General features: G+C 42.4%; 14 protein-coding genes and 2 tRNA genes. 14 read left to right on the top strand and 2 right to left on the bottom strand.

Going from position 1 to position 16,644, the window contains the following annotated elements:
• The first annotated feature begins 233 nt into the window (after positions 1-233).
• The 5 genes from CV014_RS27680 (at position 234) to CV014_RS27700 (ending at position 6,288) form a co-directional block, all read left to right on the top strand.
• Complete coding sequence (locus tag CV014_RS27680; protein WP_236144954.1) at positions 234-488, top strand: hypothetical protein; 255 nt, start codon at positions 234-236, stop codon at positions 486-488.
• Between the two features lie 402 nt (positions 489-890).
• The gene (locus tag CV014_RS27685) at positions 891-2,630 is read left to right on the top strand and encodes a diflavin flavoprotein (protein ID WP_236144955.1); all 1,740 of its coding nucleotides are present in this window, start codon (positions 891-893) and stop codon (positions 2,628-2,630) included.
• A 214-nt stretch (positions 2,631-2,844) separates the two neighbouring features.
• On the top strand, positions 2,845-4,557 hold the full coding sequence (locus tag CV014_RS27690; protein ID WP_236144956.1) for a diflavin flavoprotein: 1,713 nt from the start codon (positions 2,845-2,847) through the stop codon (positions 4,555-4,557).
• Between the two features lie 289 nt (positions 4,558-4,846).
• Complete coding sequence (locus CV014_RS27695) at positions 4,847-5,692, top strand: lectin OAA family protein (protein ID WP_236144957.1); 846 nt, start codon at positions 4,847-4,849, stop codon at positions 5,690-5,692.
• Positions 5,693-6,042: 350 nt separating this feature from the next.
• Positions 6,043-6,288, top strand: a complete 246-nt coding sequence (locus CV014_RS27700; RefSeq protein ID WP_236144958.1) for a hypothetical protein — start codon at positions 6,043-6,045, stop codon at positions 6,286-6,288.
• A gap of 97 nt (positions 6,289-6,385) precedes the next feature.
• Here the strand turns inward: CV014_RS27700 and CV014_RS27705 are convergent, their stop codons facing one another.
• Both CV014_RS27705 and CV014_RS27710 read right to left on the bottom strand, forming a co-directional pair.
• A complete protein-coding gene (locus tag CV014_RS27705; protein WP_236144959.1) occupies positions 6,386-7,165 on the bottom strand; it encodes a TrmH family RNA methyltransferase in 780 nt (259 codons plus the stop codon).
• A gap of 81 nt (positions 7,166-7,246) precedes the next feature.
• Positions 7,247-7,328 (bottom strand) — tRNA-Leu (locus tag CV014_RS27710).
• A gap of 260 nt (positions 7,329-7,588) precedes the next feature.
• Here CV014_RS27710 and murA point away from each other — a divergent pair.
• The 9 genes from murA to CV014_RS27755 all read left to right on the top strand — a co-directional run bounded on the left by murA (position 7,589) and on the right by CV014_RS27755 (position 16,533).
• Entirely contained in the window at positions 7,589-8,938 is a 1,350-nt protein-coding gene (murA, locus tag CV014_RS27715; protein ID WP_236144967.1) for a UDP-N-acetylglucosamine 1-carboxyvinyltransferase, read from the top strand.
• On the top strand, positions 8,898-9,119 hold the full coding sequence (locus tag CV014_RS27720) for a hypothetical protein (protein WP_236144960.1): 222 nt from the start codon (positions 8,898-8,900) through the stop codon (positions 9,117-9,119). The genes murA and CV014_RS27720 overlap by 41 nt, the downstream gene beginning before the upstream one ends.
• Before the next feature lie 27 nt (positions 9,120-9,146).
• Positions 9,147-10,022 (top strand): M48 family metallopeptidase, encoded by an 876-nt coding sequence (locus CV014_RS27725; RefSeq protein WP_236144961.1) that lies wholly within the window; start codon positions 9,147-9,149, stop codon positions 10,020-10,022.
• Positions 10,023-10,103: 81 nt separating this feature from the next.
• Positions 10,104-11,069, top strand: a complete 966-nt coding sequence (locus CV014_RS27730; protein ID WP_236144962.1) for a hypothetical protein — start codon at positions 10,104-10,106, stop codon at positions 11,067-11,069.
• Positions 11,070-11,201: 132 nt separating this feature from the next.
• Positions 11,202-12,308, top strand: a complete 1,107-nt coding sequence (locus tag CV014_RS27735; RefSeq protein WP_236144963.1) for an alpha-hydroxy acid oxidase — start codon at positions 11,202-11,204, stop codon at positions 12,306-12,308.
• A gap of 74 nt (positions 12,309-12,382) precedes the next feature.
• Positions 12,383-12,466 (top strand) — tRNA-Leu (locus CV014_RS27740).
• Between the two features lie 26 nt (positions 12,467-12,492).
• Positions 12,493-12,789 carry a hypothetical protein gene (locus CV014_RS27745; protein WP_236144964.1) on the top strand — a complete coding sequence of 99 codons (297 nt, stop codon included), beginning with the start codon at positions 12,493-12,495 and terminating at the stop codon, positions 12,787-12,789.
• A gap of 809 nt (positions 12,790-13,598) precedes the next feature.
• Positions 13,599-15,050, top strand: coding sequence for an MOP flippase family protein (locus CV014_RS27750; RefSeq protein ID WP_236144965.1), 1,452 nt, complete (start codon positions 13,599-13,601; stop codon positions 15,048-15,050).
• A 25-nt stretch (positions 15,051-15,075) separates the two neighbouring features.
• On the top strand, positions 15,076-16,533 hold the full coding sequence (locus CV014_RS27755; protein WP_236144966.1) for a Coenzyme F420 hydrogenase/dehydrogenase, beta subunit C-terminal domain: 1,458 nt from the start codon (positions 15,076-15,078) through the stop codon (positions 16,531-16,533).
• The last annotated feature ends 111 nt before the right edge of the window (positions 16,534-16,644 follow it).

Raw genomic sequence — 16,644 nt, forward strand, 5'->3', positions numbered from 1 at the left:
CATGTTTTCTTGTGTGTGCAGTTCATGATGGCTACTTATGTTTAGAGCAAATGAGACTCGGTAGGGCAGGTTTACCGAGATCATCGTTAAGATGTTCTGTCTACGACGAAAGAATAGCCACATCACCAAAAGCTGCGGCAGAATTTGCACTTTAGCTTGCTTCTAGATGCAAGCTGTGCGATATTAGATAAACAACTTAAACTCTATCGGCTTACCGTATTTAATATTTAGCAATGATTCTCGCACAGCATAGCAAAACATCCCAGACAACAAAACTTAACAATTTCTCTGGCTGGAAACTGGTACAAATTCTGCAAAAATTCTGGTGGCATACCCATGCTTACGGAACAGTATTGAGTATTCTGCTACTAACATTAATCAGCTTAGTGTTCACGGCGACTCATTGGTCTTATCATCAGTTGTTTTCTGCGCTACAAATTTTCGGTAATTCCAAAAAAAGTATAGAAACAACAGAAGTCTCTCAATAACACAAAAAGAGCAAAATTTATCTTGATAAATGTCATGTGATTTGAGAAAAAATCATCACGTTTCTAGTTTTACCCTGGTATTTTCCTTGTGTATTCTTTCCTCTTCGCTCAGTAATCTATACCTTTTGTAAAGGAAATATTGCCAGGCAAGATAGGTTATTATGATATGTGAGGAATTTTAAATTATGCCAAGAAACATCAATATTTAAAACTAAATACTCCTGACGATGACTGGTTTTGCGGAGATTTAAAGCGTTAAAAACATAGCCAAAAAATAGCAATAATTGCTACATCTGGAATTTTGGCAAATATCGTTTTTATTACAACTTAAAAAGACAGTTAGCGGCACAATGGGGGCAGAGAAACAATACTGTTTATTTGCACTCGGAGACGAATAAAATAATGGTAGCGATGTCTACGACCGGCAACGCCAACACAGAAAATGTTCAGCATCGGCTAACTGTCCAAACTGTAGAAATTGCCCCCAATACTACGGCGATTCGCTGTCTAGACTGGGATCGCGATCGCTTCGATATCGAATTCGGACTGCAAAACGGTACGACTTATAATTCATATCTCATTAGGGGCGAGCAAACAGTTTTAATCGATACTTCCCACCAGAAGTTTCGTCAATTGTATTTAGATACTCTCAAAAGTCTCATCAACCCCAAGGCTATTGATTACATTATTGTCAGTCATACAGAACCAGACCATAGCGGCTTGGTAGAGGATGTGCTGCAATTAGCACCAAGAGCGACTGTTTTAGCTTCTAAAATTGCCTTGCAATTTTTAGAAGGTTTAGTACATGATCCATTTTCTAAGCGCATCGTTAAAAGTGGTGATCGCATCGATATCGGTAAAGGTCACGAAATCGAATTCGTCAGTGCGCCGAATCTACATTGGCCAGATACAATCTTTAGTTATGACCGGAAAACCCAAGTCATCTATACTTGTGATGCTTTTGGGATGCACTTCTGCGACGATCGCACCTTCGATGAAGATTTAGAAGCGATTGAAGCCGATTTTAGATTTTATTATGATTGTCTAATGGGGCCAAATGCTCGTTCCCTGTTAAACGCGATGAAGCGGATGGGTGAACTGGGCAAGATTAATATTATCGCCAACGGTCACGGGCCGTTGTTGTATCATCACCTCGATGTTTTAACCGAGTGTTACCAGAGTTGGAGTCAAAGACAAGCCAAAGCCGAAACCACCGTTGGGTTGTTCTATGCTTCCGATTATGGGTATAGCGATCGCCTTGGTCAAGCGATTTCTGAAGGTATCCAAAAAACTGGGGTAGGGGTAGAATTTATCGACCTCAGCACCGCCGAAATCCAAGAAATTCAAGAATTAGCAGGGAGAGCAGCTGGTTTAATTATTGGTATGCCGCCTACAACTTCCGTAGCAGCGCAAGCAGCCATCAGTTCTCTATTATCTGTAATTAAAGATAAGCAGGTAGTCGGCTTATTTGAGTGCTTCGGTGGTGATGACGAACCCGTTGATACACTGCGACGGAAATTTATCGACTTGGGTGTCAAAGAAGCCTTCCCAGCCATTCGCATTAAAGATGTTCCTAGTCCTTCCACCTACCAAATGTGTACCGAAGCTGGTACAGATTTAGGACAATTTGTCACACGGGAGAGGAACATCAAGCAAATCAAAGCCCTCGATGTCAACATGGAAAAGGCATTGGGGCGGATTAGCAACGGCTTATATATTGTCACAACCAAAAAAGATGATGTCAGCAGTGCCATGTTAGCCTCCTGGGTAGCACAAGCCAGCCTGCAACCTTTAGGATTTACCATTGCTGTAGCCAAAGACCGTGCCATCGATGCTTTGATGCAAGTAGGCGATCGCTTCGTCCTCAACGTCTTAGAAGAAGGCAACTATCAAGAACTCAAAAAACAATTCCTCAAGCGTTTACTGCCTGGTGCTGACCGCTTCGCCGGCGTGAGAACCCAAACCGCCAAAAACGGCTCACCCATCCTGACAGACGCTTTAGCATACATGGAATGCGAAGTCCAAAGCAGCATAGAATGCAGCGACCACTGGATATTGTACTGCACCGTCCAAGATGGTCGAGTTTCCAAACCCGATGGACTAACCGCCGTGCGTCACCGGAAGGTGGGTAATTATTACTAAAAGGGGTATAGGGGTGTAAGGGTGTAGGGGAAGAGCTGAAGTAGACGAGATTTTACCCCATCCCCAATGCCCAATGCCCCATGCCCAATTTCCAATTCCCAATTCCCCAATCCCCAATAATATGGATTTCCAACGCTTCATCGAATCCTCTAAAAACTGGGCTAAATCCACCCGGTTTTTCCAATTTTTTGATAAAACTGAAAACACAACATCTATGAACGATTCCAAACCCCGTGACGTACAAATTCTGCCGATTGCGACAAATACCAAAGTGCTGAGAGCGCGTAGTCAGTCACGTTTGCGGTTTGAAATTGAATACGCCTTAGAAAGAGGCACTACCTCTAACTGCTACATCATCGCAGCTGATAAAACTGCTCTTTTTGACCCCCCAGGTGAAACCTTTACAACAATTTATCTGGAAGCATTGCAGCAGACTGTTAATTTGAAAAAAATAGATTACGTGATTTTGGGTCACTTTAGCCCCAATCGTATACCTACTTTAAAGGCACTGCTAGAAGTAGCACCGCAAATTACCTTTGTTTGTTCTCTTCCTGGCGCGGCGAATTTACGGGCAGCTTTCCCAGATAACAGCTTAAATATTTTGGTGATGCGGGGAAAAGAAACCTTAGATTTGGGTCAAGATCATGTCTTGAAATTCTTACCTATTCCTAGCCCGCGTTGGCCGGAAGGTCTTTGTACCTACGACCAAAAAACCCAGATTCTCTACACAGATAAGCTATTTGGGGTGCATATCTGCGGTGATGAAGTATTTGATGACAATTGGGAGTCCTTTAAGGAAGACCAGCGTTATTACTACAACTGTTTGATGGCTCCCCATGCTGTTCATGTGGAAGCAGCATTGGAAAAAATCTCTGATTTACAAGTGAGAATGTATGCTGTCGGTCATGGGCCTTTGGTACGTAGTAGTTTAATGGCATTGACCCAAGCCTATGCTGATTGGAGTTTGGCGCAAAAAGACCGAGAGGTGACTGTAGCTTTACTTTATGCTTCAGCTTACGGTAACACTGCGACTTTAGCACGGGCGATCGCTCTGGGAGTAACTAAAGGTGGTGCGGCGGTTAAATCTGTTAACTGTGAATTCGCCACACCAGAAGAAATTCAATCAGCTTTAGAACAAGCCGATGGTTTTCTCATCGGTTCTCCCACCATCGGTGGTCATGCACCTACACCGATTAACACTGCTTTGGGGATTGTCCTCAAGGTGGGTGATAACAACAAACTAGCTGGGGTCTTCGGTTCCTATGGCTGGAGTGGTGAAGCCTTAGACATGATTGAATGCAAACTGCGGGATGCAGGATATCGTTTCGGTGTGGAAACACTCAAGGTGAAATTTAAGCCTGATGATGTCACTTTAAAGTATTGTGAAGAAGTTGGTACAGATTTTGCACAAACATTAAAGAAAGCTAAAAAAGTCCGACTACCCCAACAAGCCGCCACACCTGTAGAACAAGCCGTAGGGAGGATTGTGGGTTCGGTATGTGTTGTTACCGCAAAACACGGTGAAGTTGCTACAGCAATGTTAGGTTCTTGGGTATCGCAAGCTACTTTTAATCCTCCTGGTTTAACTGTAGCGATCGCCAAAGAAAGAGCTATAGAATCTCTCATGTATCCTGGTGGTAAATTTGCCCTGAATATCTTACCAGAAGGCAATCATCTGGAATACATGAAGCATTTTCGTAAGAATTTCAAACCTGGAGAAGACCGCTTCCAAAACTTTACAACTACGGAAGCAGAAAACGGTTGTATTGTCATAACTGATGCTCTTGCGTATGTGGAATGTTCGGTTGAGCAACGCATGGAATGTGGTGATCATTGGGTAGTATATGCAACTGTGGACAACGGTAAATTACTGAAGCCGGATGCAGTCACAGCTATCAATCACCGGAAAACAGGGAATCACTACTAAAAAAGTGAAATAGTCAAAACATCAGAATTTGTAGAAACCTTTTGTTGTAAGGTTTCTACAAATTTTTTTTGTGACTAAAAAATCCTATCCACAATCAATTTAATAAGTTAAGAAGCGTTAAGTATCAAGTTAATTGCAGTTAAACCCTGTGTTAAGATGCGGCTGAATTTACTGAGACCCTCGTAGTTGGTAATACCAAACAACATCAATGGGTAACATCAGGAATTCTGATGAGAGAAAGTTCAAAACAAGTATCTCAAACTACACACTGTAAAAGTTAGGAGATTTCATGACCGCACAAACACTATCCCCAAAAACTAGCAAAGGTTATAACAACCTCTATCAAGTTAAAAACCAGTGGGGTGGTTCTTCTGCGCCTTGGAATGATGGTGGAATCTGGGTTATAGGTTGTCGTTCAGGTCAAAACGTAGTTGCTATTGATGTCACCTCCAATGACAATGGCAACACCCTGACAGGAACTATGACCTATAAAGGTGAAGGGCCTATTGGTTTTAAAGCCACTCGTACTCAAAGCAATACCTATGCAGTACAAAACCAGTGGGGTGGCGCTTCTGCACCTTGGAATGATGGTGGAGTGTGGGTAATCGGTTGTCGCACCAATCAAAATGTTGTAGCCATTAAGGTTCAATCCAACGATGGCGGCCAGACCTTAACCGGAACTATGACCTACGCCGGTGAAGGCCCTATTGGCTTTACCAGCAATCAGATTGATGGTGGTGCTTACAATGTAGGCAATCAATGGGGTGGTTCTTCTGCTCCCTGGAACGACGGCGGAAAATGGGTAATTGGTTGTCGTGCGAATCAGGGTGTAGTAGCTATTAACGCTCAATCTAACGATGGCGGTAAAACCCTGAATGGAACTATGACCTATGCAGGCGAAGGCCCCATCGGTTTCAAAGCTACTCTCACTCAAAACAACACCTACGCAGTCCAAAACCAATGGGGTGGCTCATCTGCTCCCTGGAATCCCGGTGGTACTTGGTTACTGGGTTGTCGTGCTGACCAAAGAGTTGTTGCGATTGATGTTAAATCCTCAGACAACGGCAACACCCTCAATGGAACTATGACTTATGCAGGTGAAGGCCCCATTGGCTTCAAAGGCACTCTAGTTTAATTCAGAGAGACTAGGAGAAGTAAAAAGGCAAAAGGCAAAAGGAAAAAGTAAGAGATTTTTCTCTTTTGCCTTCTACTACCACTAGTTCACAAACCTTTATTTCCACGGGTATAAAAATAAGCGAAAGCAATATTTTTATGCCTGTGGAATTTTGGCTTGAGATTGATTGTTTATAAGTAATTTTTATCACCATCGACTCAACCTATTCCTGAAGACGAGAGGAAAGAGGTTAAGATAGATTCGACACAGCTATACCAAACTCTTAACCATCAATTGACATCATAAAGAGGGTGTGGAATTTGGTTTATAGCCATTACAATCATGTGAATCAGAATTTTTGAGTCAAAATTATGGAGCCAAATCAGCCACACGATCGCCTCGAAGCTGCTCAAGACTTTGAACAAGCCTTAGAACAGTTGGAGGATATCTTACACGACAGTTCCACAGATGATGAGGAGATACCAGATAATGCTGCTGGTAATGTCAATGCTGTGGTACAGGGTGAAGATGTAAATGATGCTGATTTAGCAGCTTGGGAAGATGCTGTTGCTGATATTGAACAATATCTAGAAGAAAGAGCAGGAAGTAAGGAGTGACGAGTGCTGAGTCATGAGTGCTGAGTGCTGAGTGCTGAGTCATGAGTCAAACTAGTTGCACGTTACTCTTACAGAAATCTTTCCTACTGACTAGTGACTAATCCTGGTTTTGTCTTTGCGCTTCGTATAACATTAAAGCGGCGGCGATCGCTACATTTAATGATTCTACTCCTGGACTCAGGGGTATTTTGACTTGCTGATCTGTCATTGCGACTAAATCAGGGGACAAACCCGCACCTTCGTTTCCCAATAAAATCAAACTGGGTTTTCGCCAGTCTACTTCCCAGTAAGTTAATTTCGCGGTGGGTAAGGTGGCTATTACCTGCATACCCGCTTGCTGGCAATTCTGGACTGTGGTTTTTAAATCTACACTTACCGCCGTTGCCAGACGAAACCATTGTCCCGCCGAAGCGCGCAACACTTTCGGGTTATCCAAATCTACACTATCTTGACTCAACCATAAACCCGACGCACCAGCCGCCGCCGCCGTGCGAATCATTGTCCCTAAGTTACCAGGGTCTTGGATAGTTTCCAAAGCTAAGACAATCCCTGTGTAGGGAACTAGATTTTGCTGTTGCTGGCGTTTGGCTGTAGCTATGACCCCATCCGGTTGTACAGTAGTAGCGATCGCACTTAAGACCTCTGGACTGACAACTTCACTGCGATCGCACAAACTACAAGCTAACTCCCACAGTTGGCTGTGATTTGCTTGCCATTCCGGTGTACAACACACCACCTCTAACGGATAATTCACCGCACAAGCTTCTGCCAACAAATGCGTACCTTCCAGCAAAAACAACTGCTGCTTATGCCGCTCTTTCGTAGATTGCAGCTTGCGGATTTGCTTAACTAAAGAATTTTGTAAACTCGTTAACATCTTCAGTGCTGATTGGTCAGTGCTGAATTGTGATTAATGAATACTCAGCACTCATTACTCACAACTCAGCACTTAGTTTCATGCGGAACCCGGGACTTGAACCCGGAAGCCTTGCGGCACTAGAACCTGAATCTAGCGCGTCTGCCAATTCCGCCAGTTCCGCTTGCGGTTTGCATACTCACGATTTATCATTATCGCTTAATTATTGATTTGTGTCAACCAGTCCGTAAAGGGGTGTAAGAGTATAAAAGTGTAGGGGTGTTGTGAAAATGAAAAAATCACGCAAAGCCTCCTGCCTCCTGCCTCTTTTCTCCTGTCTCCTGGTGGCAACTTGAGACAAAATGTATACAAATCAAATCTTTACTGTAGAATCAAAACCAACTTCTAACTTTAAAATTATGTATTTATTTTGGAGGCAGGCTTATTAATTCTTCTAGCAGCTTACCAGAAGCTAAACCTGCTGTAGCAGTAGACTCCTCAGTCTTGCAAATATGGGGTGGACATCCTTTAAAGGGACACGTCAAAATCAGTGGAGCTAAAAATTCTGCCTTGGTAATCATGGCTGGAGGTTTGCTTTGTTCTGGTGATTGTCGAATTCGTAACGTTCCCCTGTTGGCGGACGTAGAACGGATGGCTGAAGTCATTTCAGCGTTGGGTGTACGCCTAACCAGAGAAGGGGATATTTTAGATATCAACGCCAGTGAAATTGCCACATCAAAAGCTCCCTACGAACTAGTTACCCAATTGCGGGCTAGTTTCTTTGCGATTGGGCCAATTTTAGCCCGCTTGGGAGTGGCACAAATGCCATTACCAGGGGGTTGTGCCATTGGTGCAAGACCCGTTGACCTGCACGTCCGAGGACTGCAAGCAATGGGAGCCGAAGTACAGATTGAACATGGTATTTGTAACGCCTATGTTCCTGGAACTAATGGCAGATTAAAAGGTGCGAAAATTTACTTAGATACTCCTAGCGTCGGGGCAACAGAAACCCTGATGATGGCAGCTACCTTAGCTGATGGTGAAACCATTATTGAAAATGCCGCCAGAGAGCCGGAAGTAGTAGATTTAGCCAACTTCTGTAATGCAATGGGCGCGAAAATTCAAGGTGCTGGTAGCAGCACCATTACTGTAGTTGGCGTACCACAGTTGCATTCCGTTGACTATTCTATTATTCCCGATCGCATCGAAGCCGGGACATTTTTAGTAGCTGGTGCTATCACTCGCTCAGACCTGACCTTATCCCCAGTCATTTCCGATCACCTAATTCCAGTGATTGCTAAACTGCGGGATATTGGTGTCACCATCATCGAAGAAGCAGCAAATTGCTTACGCATTCTCCCCGCCGAAACCCTGAAAGCAACAGACATCGAAACCTTGCCCCATCCAGGTTTTCCCACAGATATGCAAGCACCATTCATGGCTTTACTCACCTTGGCAGAAGGCGACAGCATCATTAACGAAGCCGTCTTTGAAAATCGCCTGCGCCATGCTTCCGAGTTAAACCGCTTAGGTGCAGATATCCGTGTCAAGGGCAATACCGCCTTTGTGCGAGGAGTACCGATATTATCCGGCGCGCCGGTCATTGGTACTGACTTAAGAGCGTCAGCCGCCCTAGTCATAGCCGGACTAGCAGCCGAAGGACAAACCACCATTCAGGGATTACATCACCTTGATCGGGGTTACGATCAAATAGATGTGAAATTGCAACAAATAGGCGCAAGAATCCTGCGAGTTGGTGAAGTTCCAGCCGACGGAGAGAAAGCAGCGAATTAATAGGGACTGGGGACTGGGGACTGGGGACTGGGGACAAGGTGGACAAGGTGGACAAGGTGGACAAGGTGGACAAGGTAGCTTTTTACTCCCCCCATGCCCCATGCCCAATGTCCAATGCCCCATGCCCCATGCCCCATGCCCCATGCCCGAAATCGTTATACTAACTGTGGGAGGCTGTTGATATTTTGTTTTTCCAGCCGGCTAAATCATGTCTGTGTTTAAATCCTCACTCATCGGTTTAAAAGCTGACTCATTTCGTCATCCATTAGATTTGGAAGCTACCAACTCTCTTAAGCAAATACCTGGTTTGGATATGCTTGTCAGAAACTTGCTCGGCCCAATGGCAGAGCAGGTTTTTTATGTAGAAAATATTGCTTCTAGTGTGTTGGTAGGCGAGAATCAACTACCTGAGTTACATCACTTGTTAATAGAAGCTTGCAAAGTTTTAGACATTGAGCCACCGCAATTATATGTAAGGCAACACCCTGCACCTAATGCCTACACTTTTGCCATGCGGGGTAAGCAGCCTTTTGTCGTGCTGCACACTTCCTTAATTGATATCCTGACACCAGAAGAGATACAGGCAGTAATTGCCCATGAGTTAGGACATCTCAAGTGTGACCATAGTGTTTATTTAACGCCTGTGAATTTATTAATATTAGCCGCAGGTGTAGTACCTAATATTGGGGCTGTCGTGGCTCAAGCCATCCAAGCACAACTTTTAGAATGGGTACGCTGTGCTGAGTTTACCTGCGATCGCGCCGCTTTACTAGCCACCCAAAACCCCAAAGTGGTGATGTCTGTGTTAATGAAATTAGCTGGCGGTTCACCAACTCTTGCACCCAAACTCAATCTCGATGCTTTCATTGCCCAAGCCCGTGCTTACGATGATATTAGTAAGACGGAACTTGGGGAAATGCTCAAAACAGCCCGTACAGCCGAATTAACTCACCCTGTACCAGTCTTAAGAGCCAGAGAAATTGACCGTTGGGCAAGTAGTCAAGAATATCAAAATTTATTACAAACCCACGGACAAAAATACATTAGTGAAGCAGCATCCAAAGGTGGTTGGCGTAACTGGTAAATAATTTAGGGGTGTAAGGGTGTAGGGGTGTGGGGGTTTAGGGGTGTAGGGGAAAAACTAATGACTAATGACTAATGACTAATGACTAGATTTGCTTATGACCAGTTTGCCAAAGACTATCTAAAAGAATTATTACAACCTTTGGGAACAGTAGAAACCAGTCGGAAAGTATCAGCAGAAATCCGAGAAATTGACATTTATTTTGCTCCTGCTTCTCCATCCAGTAGCGATACAATAGAATTAGGCTTGTTAAGTAGGATTGCGGACACTCCTGCCTTAATTGAACCGTTTAGAAATGCGGCTACAATTGCAGAAATCCGCAGTTGTATGAACAAGTTATTTGATATATTCGCTGAGTTAAAACGTCAGACTAAAGGTGATGAAAACCGAATTAAGGAATCAGAATTACCCCGACTTTGGATTTTATCACCAACAGCTTCTGAATCTATATTGAGTGGGTTTAGAGCCAGTTTAGATTTAGAAAGCTGGGAAGCAGGAGTTCATTTTTTAGCAGATTATCTACGGACAGCAATTATCGCAATTCATCAATTACCACGCACAGAGAAAACATTATGGTTGAGAATTTTAGGTAAGGGTAGAGTCCAGCAACAAGCAATAGATGAACTAGAAGCACTTCCCCAAGACCATCCTTTCCGAGCAAAAGCAATTGATTTATTGTTAAGTTTAAAGACTACTTTAGAAGTGAATCAAAATGTAGACGAGGAGGATAGAAATTTAATTATGCGCCTATCACCAATTTACGAGCAGAAGTTAGCAGAAGCAAAACAAGCCGGAATTGACGAAGCACGTCAAATCTATGAGCAAAGGTTATCAAGCACTAAACAAGAAGGTATTCAAGAAGGTATTCAAGAAGGAGTGAAAGCAGAACGTCTTCAAGTTATAGAAAACTTGTTACAAGTTCGATTTGGTGAAATAGATGCTCAATTAAGGGAGGTTATTACACCTTTATTAGCATTAACTCCAGAAGAATTCACACCCTTATTGCTACAACTATCACGGGAAGAGTTATTAGCTAGATTCCTGTAGAGGAGATGAGCAATTTAAATTTACAAATCAATGATGTATTTTACTCGGTGGCGTGAGGTGAGTTGCTAAAAATTTTGGATGAGCGATCGCCATCTACTCTAAAATAAATCTGGTTAAGTTGCGATCGCTACCATGACAGAGGCTGTAAAACCTATCAATCTCTTTGAATATGAACAGTTAGCACCAAAGCATCTGTCTAAGATGGCACTCGACTATTACAGCAGTGGTGCTGGGGACGAAATTACATTACGAGATAATCGTGCTGCCTTTGAGCGTGTGAAATTACGGCCGCGAATGCTTGTAGATGTGAGCCAATTGAGTCTAAAAACGACAATCTTAGGCGAAAATCTCGAATTCCCTCTATTAATTGCACCAATGGCTTTTCAATGTCTGGCTCATCCTGATGGTGAACTAGCCACCGCAATGGCAGCTGCATCGGCTGGGGTGGGTATGGTGTTGAGTACCATGTCTACTCAAAGTTTAGAAGCCGTCGCCGGAGTTGGAAAGAAATTTCCCCACTCTTTACAATGGTTTCAATTATACATCCACAAAGACAGGGGTTTAACTCGCACCTTAGTTGAAAGAGCTTACGCAGCAGGTTACAAAGCTCTGTGTCTGACGGTTGATGCACCTGTACTGGGGCAGCGAGAACGGGATAAACGTAACGAATTTAGCTTACCATCAGGGTTAACTCTAGCGAATCTTACTGATATATCCGGCTTAAATATTCCCCAGGAACAGGGGGAGTCTGGTTTGTTTACTTACTTTGCCCAACAACTCGACCCGTCGTTAACGTGGCGCGATTTAGAATGGTTACAATCTTTATCACCTTTACCTTTGGTAGTCAAAGGCATTTTGCGCGGTGATGATGCGGCGCGTGCGGTGGAATATGGAGCTAAAGCCATTGTAGTTTCCAATCATGGCGGCAGACAATTAGACGGTGCGATCGCTTCTTTTGATGCTCTCCTTGAAATTGTCGCCGCAGTTGATGGTCAAGTAGAGGTCTTATTAGATGGCGGTATCCGGCGCGGTACAGATATACTTAAAGCCTTGGCTATGGGTGCGAAAGCTGTATTAATTGGCAGGCCTATTCTGTGGGGACTAGCAGTCGGTGGACAAGTTGGTGTATCTCATGTTCTATCGTTACTACAAGATGAAATGAAAGTGGCAATGTCCTTAAGTGGCGTAGCTCAGATACAAGATATTGACCCTAGCTTAGTGACACACAACAAAAAATAGGGAATCAGCAAAAATTTTCGTCTAAGTCCTTGCGTTAAATTTATCTAGTGATTATAATAGAAAAGTTGCATCAAGGGCGGGTGGCGAAACTGGTAGACGCACCACACTCAAAATGTGGCGACCTTGCGGTCATAGGAGTTCGATTCTCCTCCTGCCCACTGTCAACCAGATAAAAACAAAACATATGAGACTCAAAAGATGGGAATCCCCCCGTCGCGAAGGGAGAAACGACAAAGGTAAAGGCGGTTCAGCTAGAAAGCGACAACTCAAAAAGCAACGCCAAATGTTACGCCAAAAGCTCAAAGAAGCTAACAGGCAAGATAAGCAAAACAATCAAAACAACAACAAAAACAGGGAAGATTTTTTCTTCCCTGTTTTTTTATTGGTTTTCCGTAGAAATGTGCATTTATCCGCATCTGCAAATATGAAATGTGTTTCAGATATGTCTGAGAAACACACAAGCAAAATTAAATGTGAATAATCAAGATATTATCTCAGTGATATTAATGAAATCGTAATGAAAATGTAATGTTTGTATGAACCAACTTAGAGAAAACCAGAGAAAAGTATGAAGTAAATGTAAAGTTTATAACGAGGGTTGTAACAATCTGGAATGAGCTAGTAAGCTAGTATGCGGTTGCGGGTAATTATTACTAACATAATTTAGTGAATAAAAATCCCAGCTAACCCAAGTTTCTATCAGTGTGTTTCCCTATTGGCTATGTCAGGATTAAAATCATTCAACTATCTCAGCATGACTTGCTGCTGTTACAAAATTAAACTATCTATGGTGTGTATTAGTTAGTTTATATCTACTAAGTCTTTTACTACATAACTAACAATAATTCTCTCGGTTTTGCGGTTTACTGCACACAGCAAAACAGATGTCAGCTATTTAAGTTTAGCCGTAGTTTCTGTTGTCTATTAGACCTCAAATACAAATAATTGAACACTTGGACAACATACTTCAAGAGTTAAATGTCGTTGTGCTGTTTGGCTTTTACCTGCGGTTTTGCTTTAGTAGTTGCACCTTATACCAATTTTGGATTTTGGATTAAAAGCCTAGATTATTAGCCTATTCCAGAATCTCAAAACAATACTACCTATCCCAATTCGGTATTATCTTGGTTGCGCGATGCTAACACCAACGAGAACAGATTCATAGCAATTCTCTATGAAGTTGCACCAAATAAATGATGTAGAGATTTTGCATACAACATCTCTACTAAGGATTTTTGGCAAAGGTTCAAAATATCAAACTTTTAATCCATATCATTGGTAAAGCTGGTAATGGAATCTCCAAAAGCATCATCAAATTTACGTCAGAAAGCTCTTTTAGGGGTATTTTGGTCTGCAATTGAAAGTTGGGGTCGCCAAGCAATTTCTTTTGGGGTTTTCTTTTTATTAGCGCGGTTACTAGGGCCGCAAACCTTTGGTTTAGTCGCTTTAGCAAGTATCTTCTTAAATTTTTTGCAGGTATTTGTTGACCAAGGATTTTCCCAGGCGATTATTCAAAGAAAAGAATTAGAACCAGAGCATTTAGATACTGCTTTTTGGACTAATTTAGGTATGGGGACATTTTTGGCAATAATTACTATTTCTAGTGCAGATTTAATTGGCAATTTCTTTAAAGAACCAGCCATCATCCCCATCATACGCTGGTTATCTGTGAGTTTTATCTTCATTGCTTTGAGCAGTGTGCAAAATGCTATTCTTCAGCGTCAATTAGCATTTAAATCTTTAGCAAAACGGACACTTATTGGAGTATTTATTGGTGGTATCGTTGGCGTAACTATGGCGTTTATGGGGTTTGGTGTGTGGAGTCTGGTCGCACAACAAATTAGTAGCAGTTTAGTACAAGTTTTAGTATTGTGGCGGGTGTGTGACTGGCGACCAGGATGGAAGTTTTCACAACGCCACTTTCATGATTTATTTTCCTTTGGCGTGAATGTCCTGGGAATGAATATTTTCAACTTCTTAAATCGTCGTTCTGATGATTTTTTAATTGGTTATTTTTTAGGGTCAGTGGCTCTGGGATATTATACTGTAGCTTATCGTTTATTATTAGTCGTCACCGAACTACTCACTAGTGTTATCTCTAAAGTTTCTCTACCGACATTTTCGAGATTGCAAGAAGAACCCGAACGTTTACGCCATGCTTTGTATGAAGCTATCAAACTGACTAGCTTAATTACGTTTCCTGGCTTTTTTGGACTGGTAATTTTAGCACCGGAAATAGTAAAAGTCGTATTTGGCGAACAATGGCTAGCAAGTATTCCAGTCATGCAGGTGTTGAATTTAGTAGGGATTCTTTATGCTTATTTCTATTTCAATGGTTCTGTCATTATGGCAGTGGGAAAACCTGCTTGGAAATTAGCTTTAGATGGCGTGCAAGCTGTGAGTAATATTATTGCTTTTGCTATAGCAGTGCAGTGGGGAATTGTGGCGGTGGCTGCTGCTTATGTGATTAGAAGTTATCTCATGTCACCTTTGACGGTTTGGGTAGTCTGGAAACTAGTGCGGATTAATATATTCACCTATTTACGCCAAGGTGCTGCACCTTTAGCCGCAACAATAACCATGTTAGGAGCGATATTTACAGTCAAATATTTTCTGAGTAGCTTAATTAATTCTGGGGCAATATTAGCTATTTCTACACTAGTTGGCACATTAGTCTATGTTTTATCAATTTTTTTAATGTCACCGAAACTATTTTGGCAAGTAGTCAAGATTGCTCGTTAGAACAGTAAATATAGGACTAGTGAGGATGACAGAACAAATTACAGCAAAAATTCAAAATCCTGAAATTAACCAGTTACGAGAAACGGTGATTGATGGTGGTTATTGTGTGGGTTGTGGTGCTTGCGCGGCTGTGAGTGGTTCACCAATACAAATGAAATTAGATGCAGATAAAAAACTGCAAGCCTCTACCGACACATTAACAAAATCCACATTATCTAGTCAGGGAATCTTATCTGTTTGTCCATTTTCTAATCACAGTTTAAATGAAGACCAAATTAGCCAAGAATTATTCGGTCGTGATGGCAAATATCATCAGCAAATTGGTTATTATATAGATACTTACGCAGGTTATGTGGTAGAAGATAATTATCGCGATCGCGGTAGTTCAGGAGGAATGGGAACGTGGATTGTTACGAATCTCCTCACTCAAGGTTTAGTAGATGGTGTTATCCACATTCACCAACGTCATCCCTCACCCACTGACCCCAGATTATTTCACTACCAACTTTCCACCACCATAGACGAGGTACGCAACGGTGCTAAGTCTCGTTACTACCCAGTGGAAATGTCACAAGTTATGCAACTTATTCGGGAACGACCAGGACGTTACGCTATTGTAGGGATTCCCTGTTTTATTAAAGCCGTGCGTTTATTGATGCGCCAAGACCCGATATTAGCTGAACGCATCCGGTTTTGTGTGGGTTTAATTTGCGGTCATCTCAAAAGTACAGGCTTTGCTGAAATGTTAGCTTGGCAATGTGGTATTGAACCAGATAACCTACTAGCAATAGACTTCCGCCACAAATTACCCGATGCCAACGCTAACCGCTACGGTATAGAAGTGACAGGACTGCAAGCTGGTAAGATAGTCACTTGTAGTAGTCCTGTGTATGACCTCTACGGTACAGACTGGGGTTTGGGTTTTTTCAAATATAAAGCCTGCGATTATTGTGATGATGTGGTAGCAGAAACCGCAGATGTTACAGTCGGGGATGCTTGGCTACCTCAATATGTCAAGGATAGTCAAGGTACAAATGTAGTGATAGTGCGTCATCCAGTCATTCGCGACATGATTGAAACTGGGATGAGTGCGGGAAAGTTACAGATGGATAGAATTAGTGCGGATGAGGTAGCACAGTCACAAAAATCTGGCTTTCAGCACCGACGAGAAGGTTTAGCTTATCGCTTGTATTTAGCTCAACAAGCTGGTGAATGGTATCCCCAAAAGCGGGTAAAGCCAAGTGCTAGTCATCTGAATCAAAACTTGCAAGCACGCCAAATCATGCGAGTGGCTTTAGCAGCAGAAAGTCATATTGCTTTTAAAAATGCTGTTAACGCTGGTGAATTTTCTGTATTTAAACAGCAATTAGACCCCTTATTGCAGAAATACAGACGACTATATCAAGGGTCTTTAGGGAAAAGAATTGCCAGACGAATTAAAAATATCTTGCTCAATTTTCTGGATAATTTTAATAAAGGTTAAACTGCCATGAAAGCAATCATCACTGGAATCACTGGACTACGAAATCGAGGTGTAGAAGCCTTAGTTGTACCTACAATTGAACAGTTACAACAACGTCAGCCTGATTTAGCT

Source organism: Nostoc sp. CMAA1605 (genome assembly GCF_021596505.1).
Lineage (GTDB): Bacteria > Cyanobacteriota > Cyanobacteriia > Cyanobacteriales > Nostocaceae > Trichormus.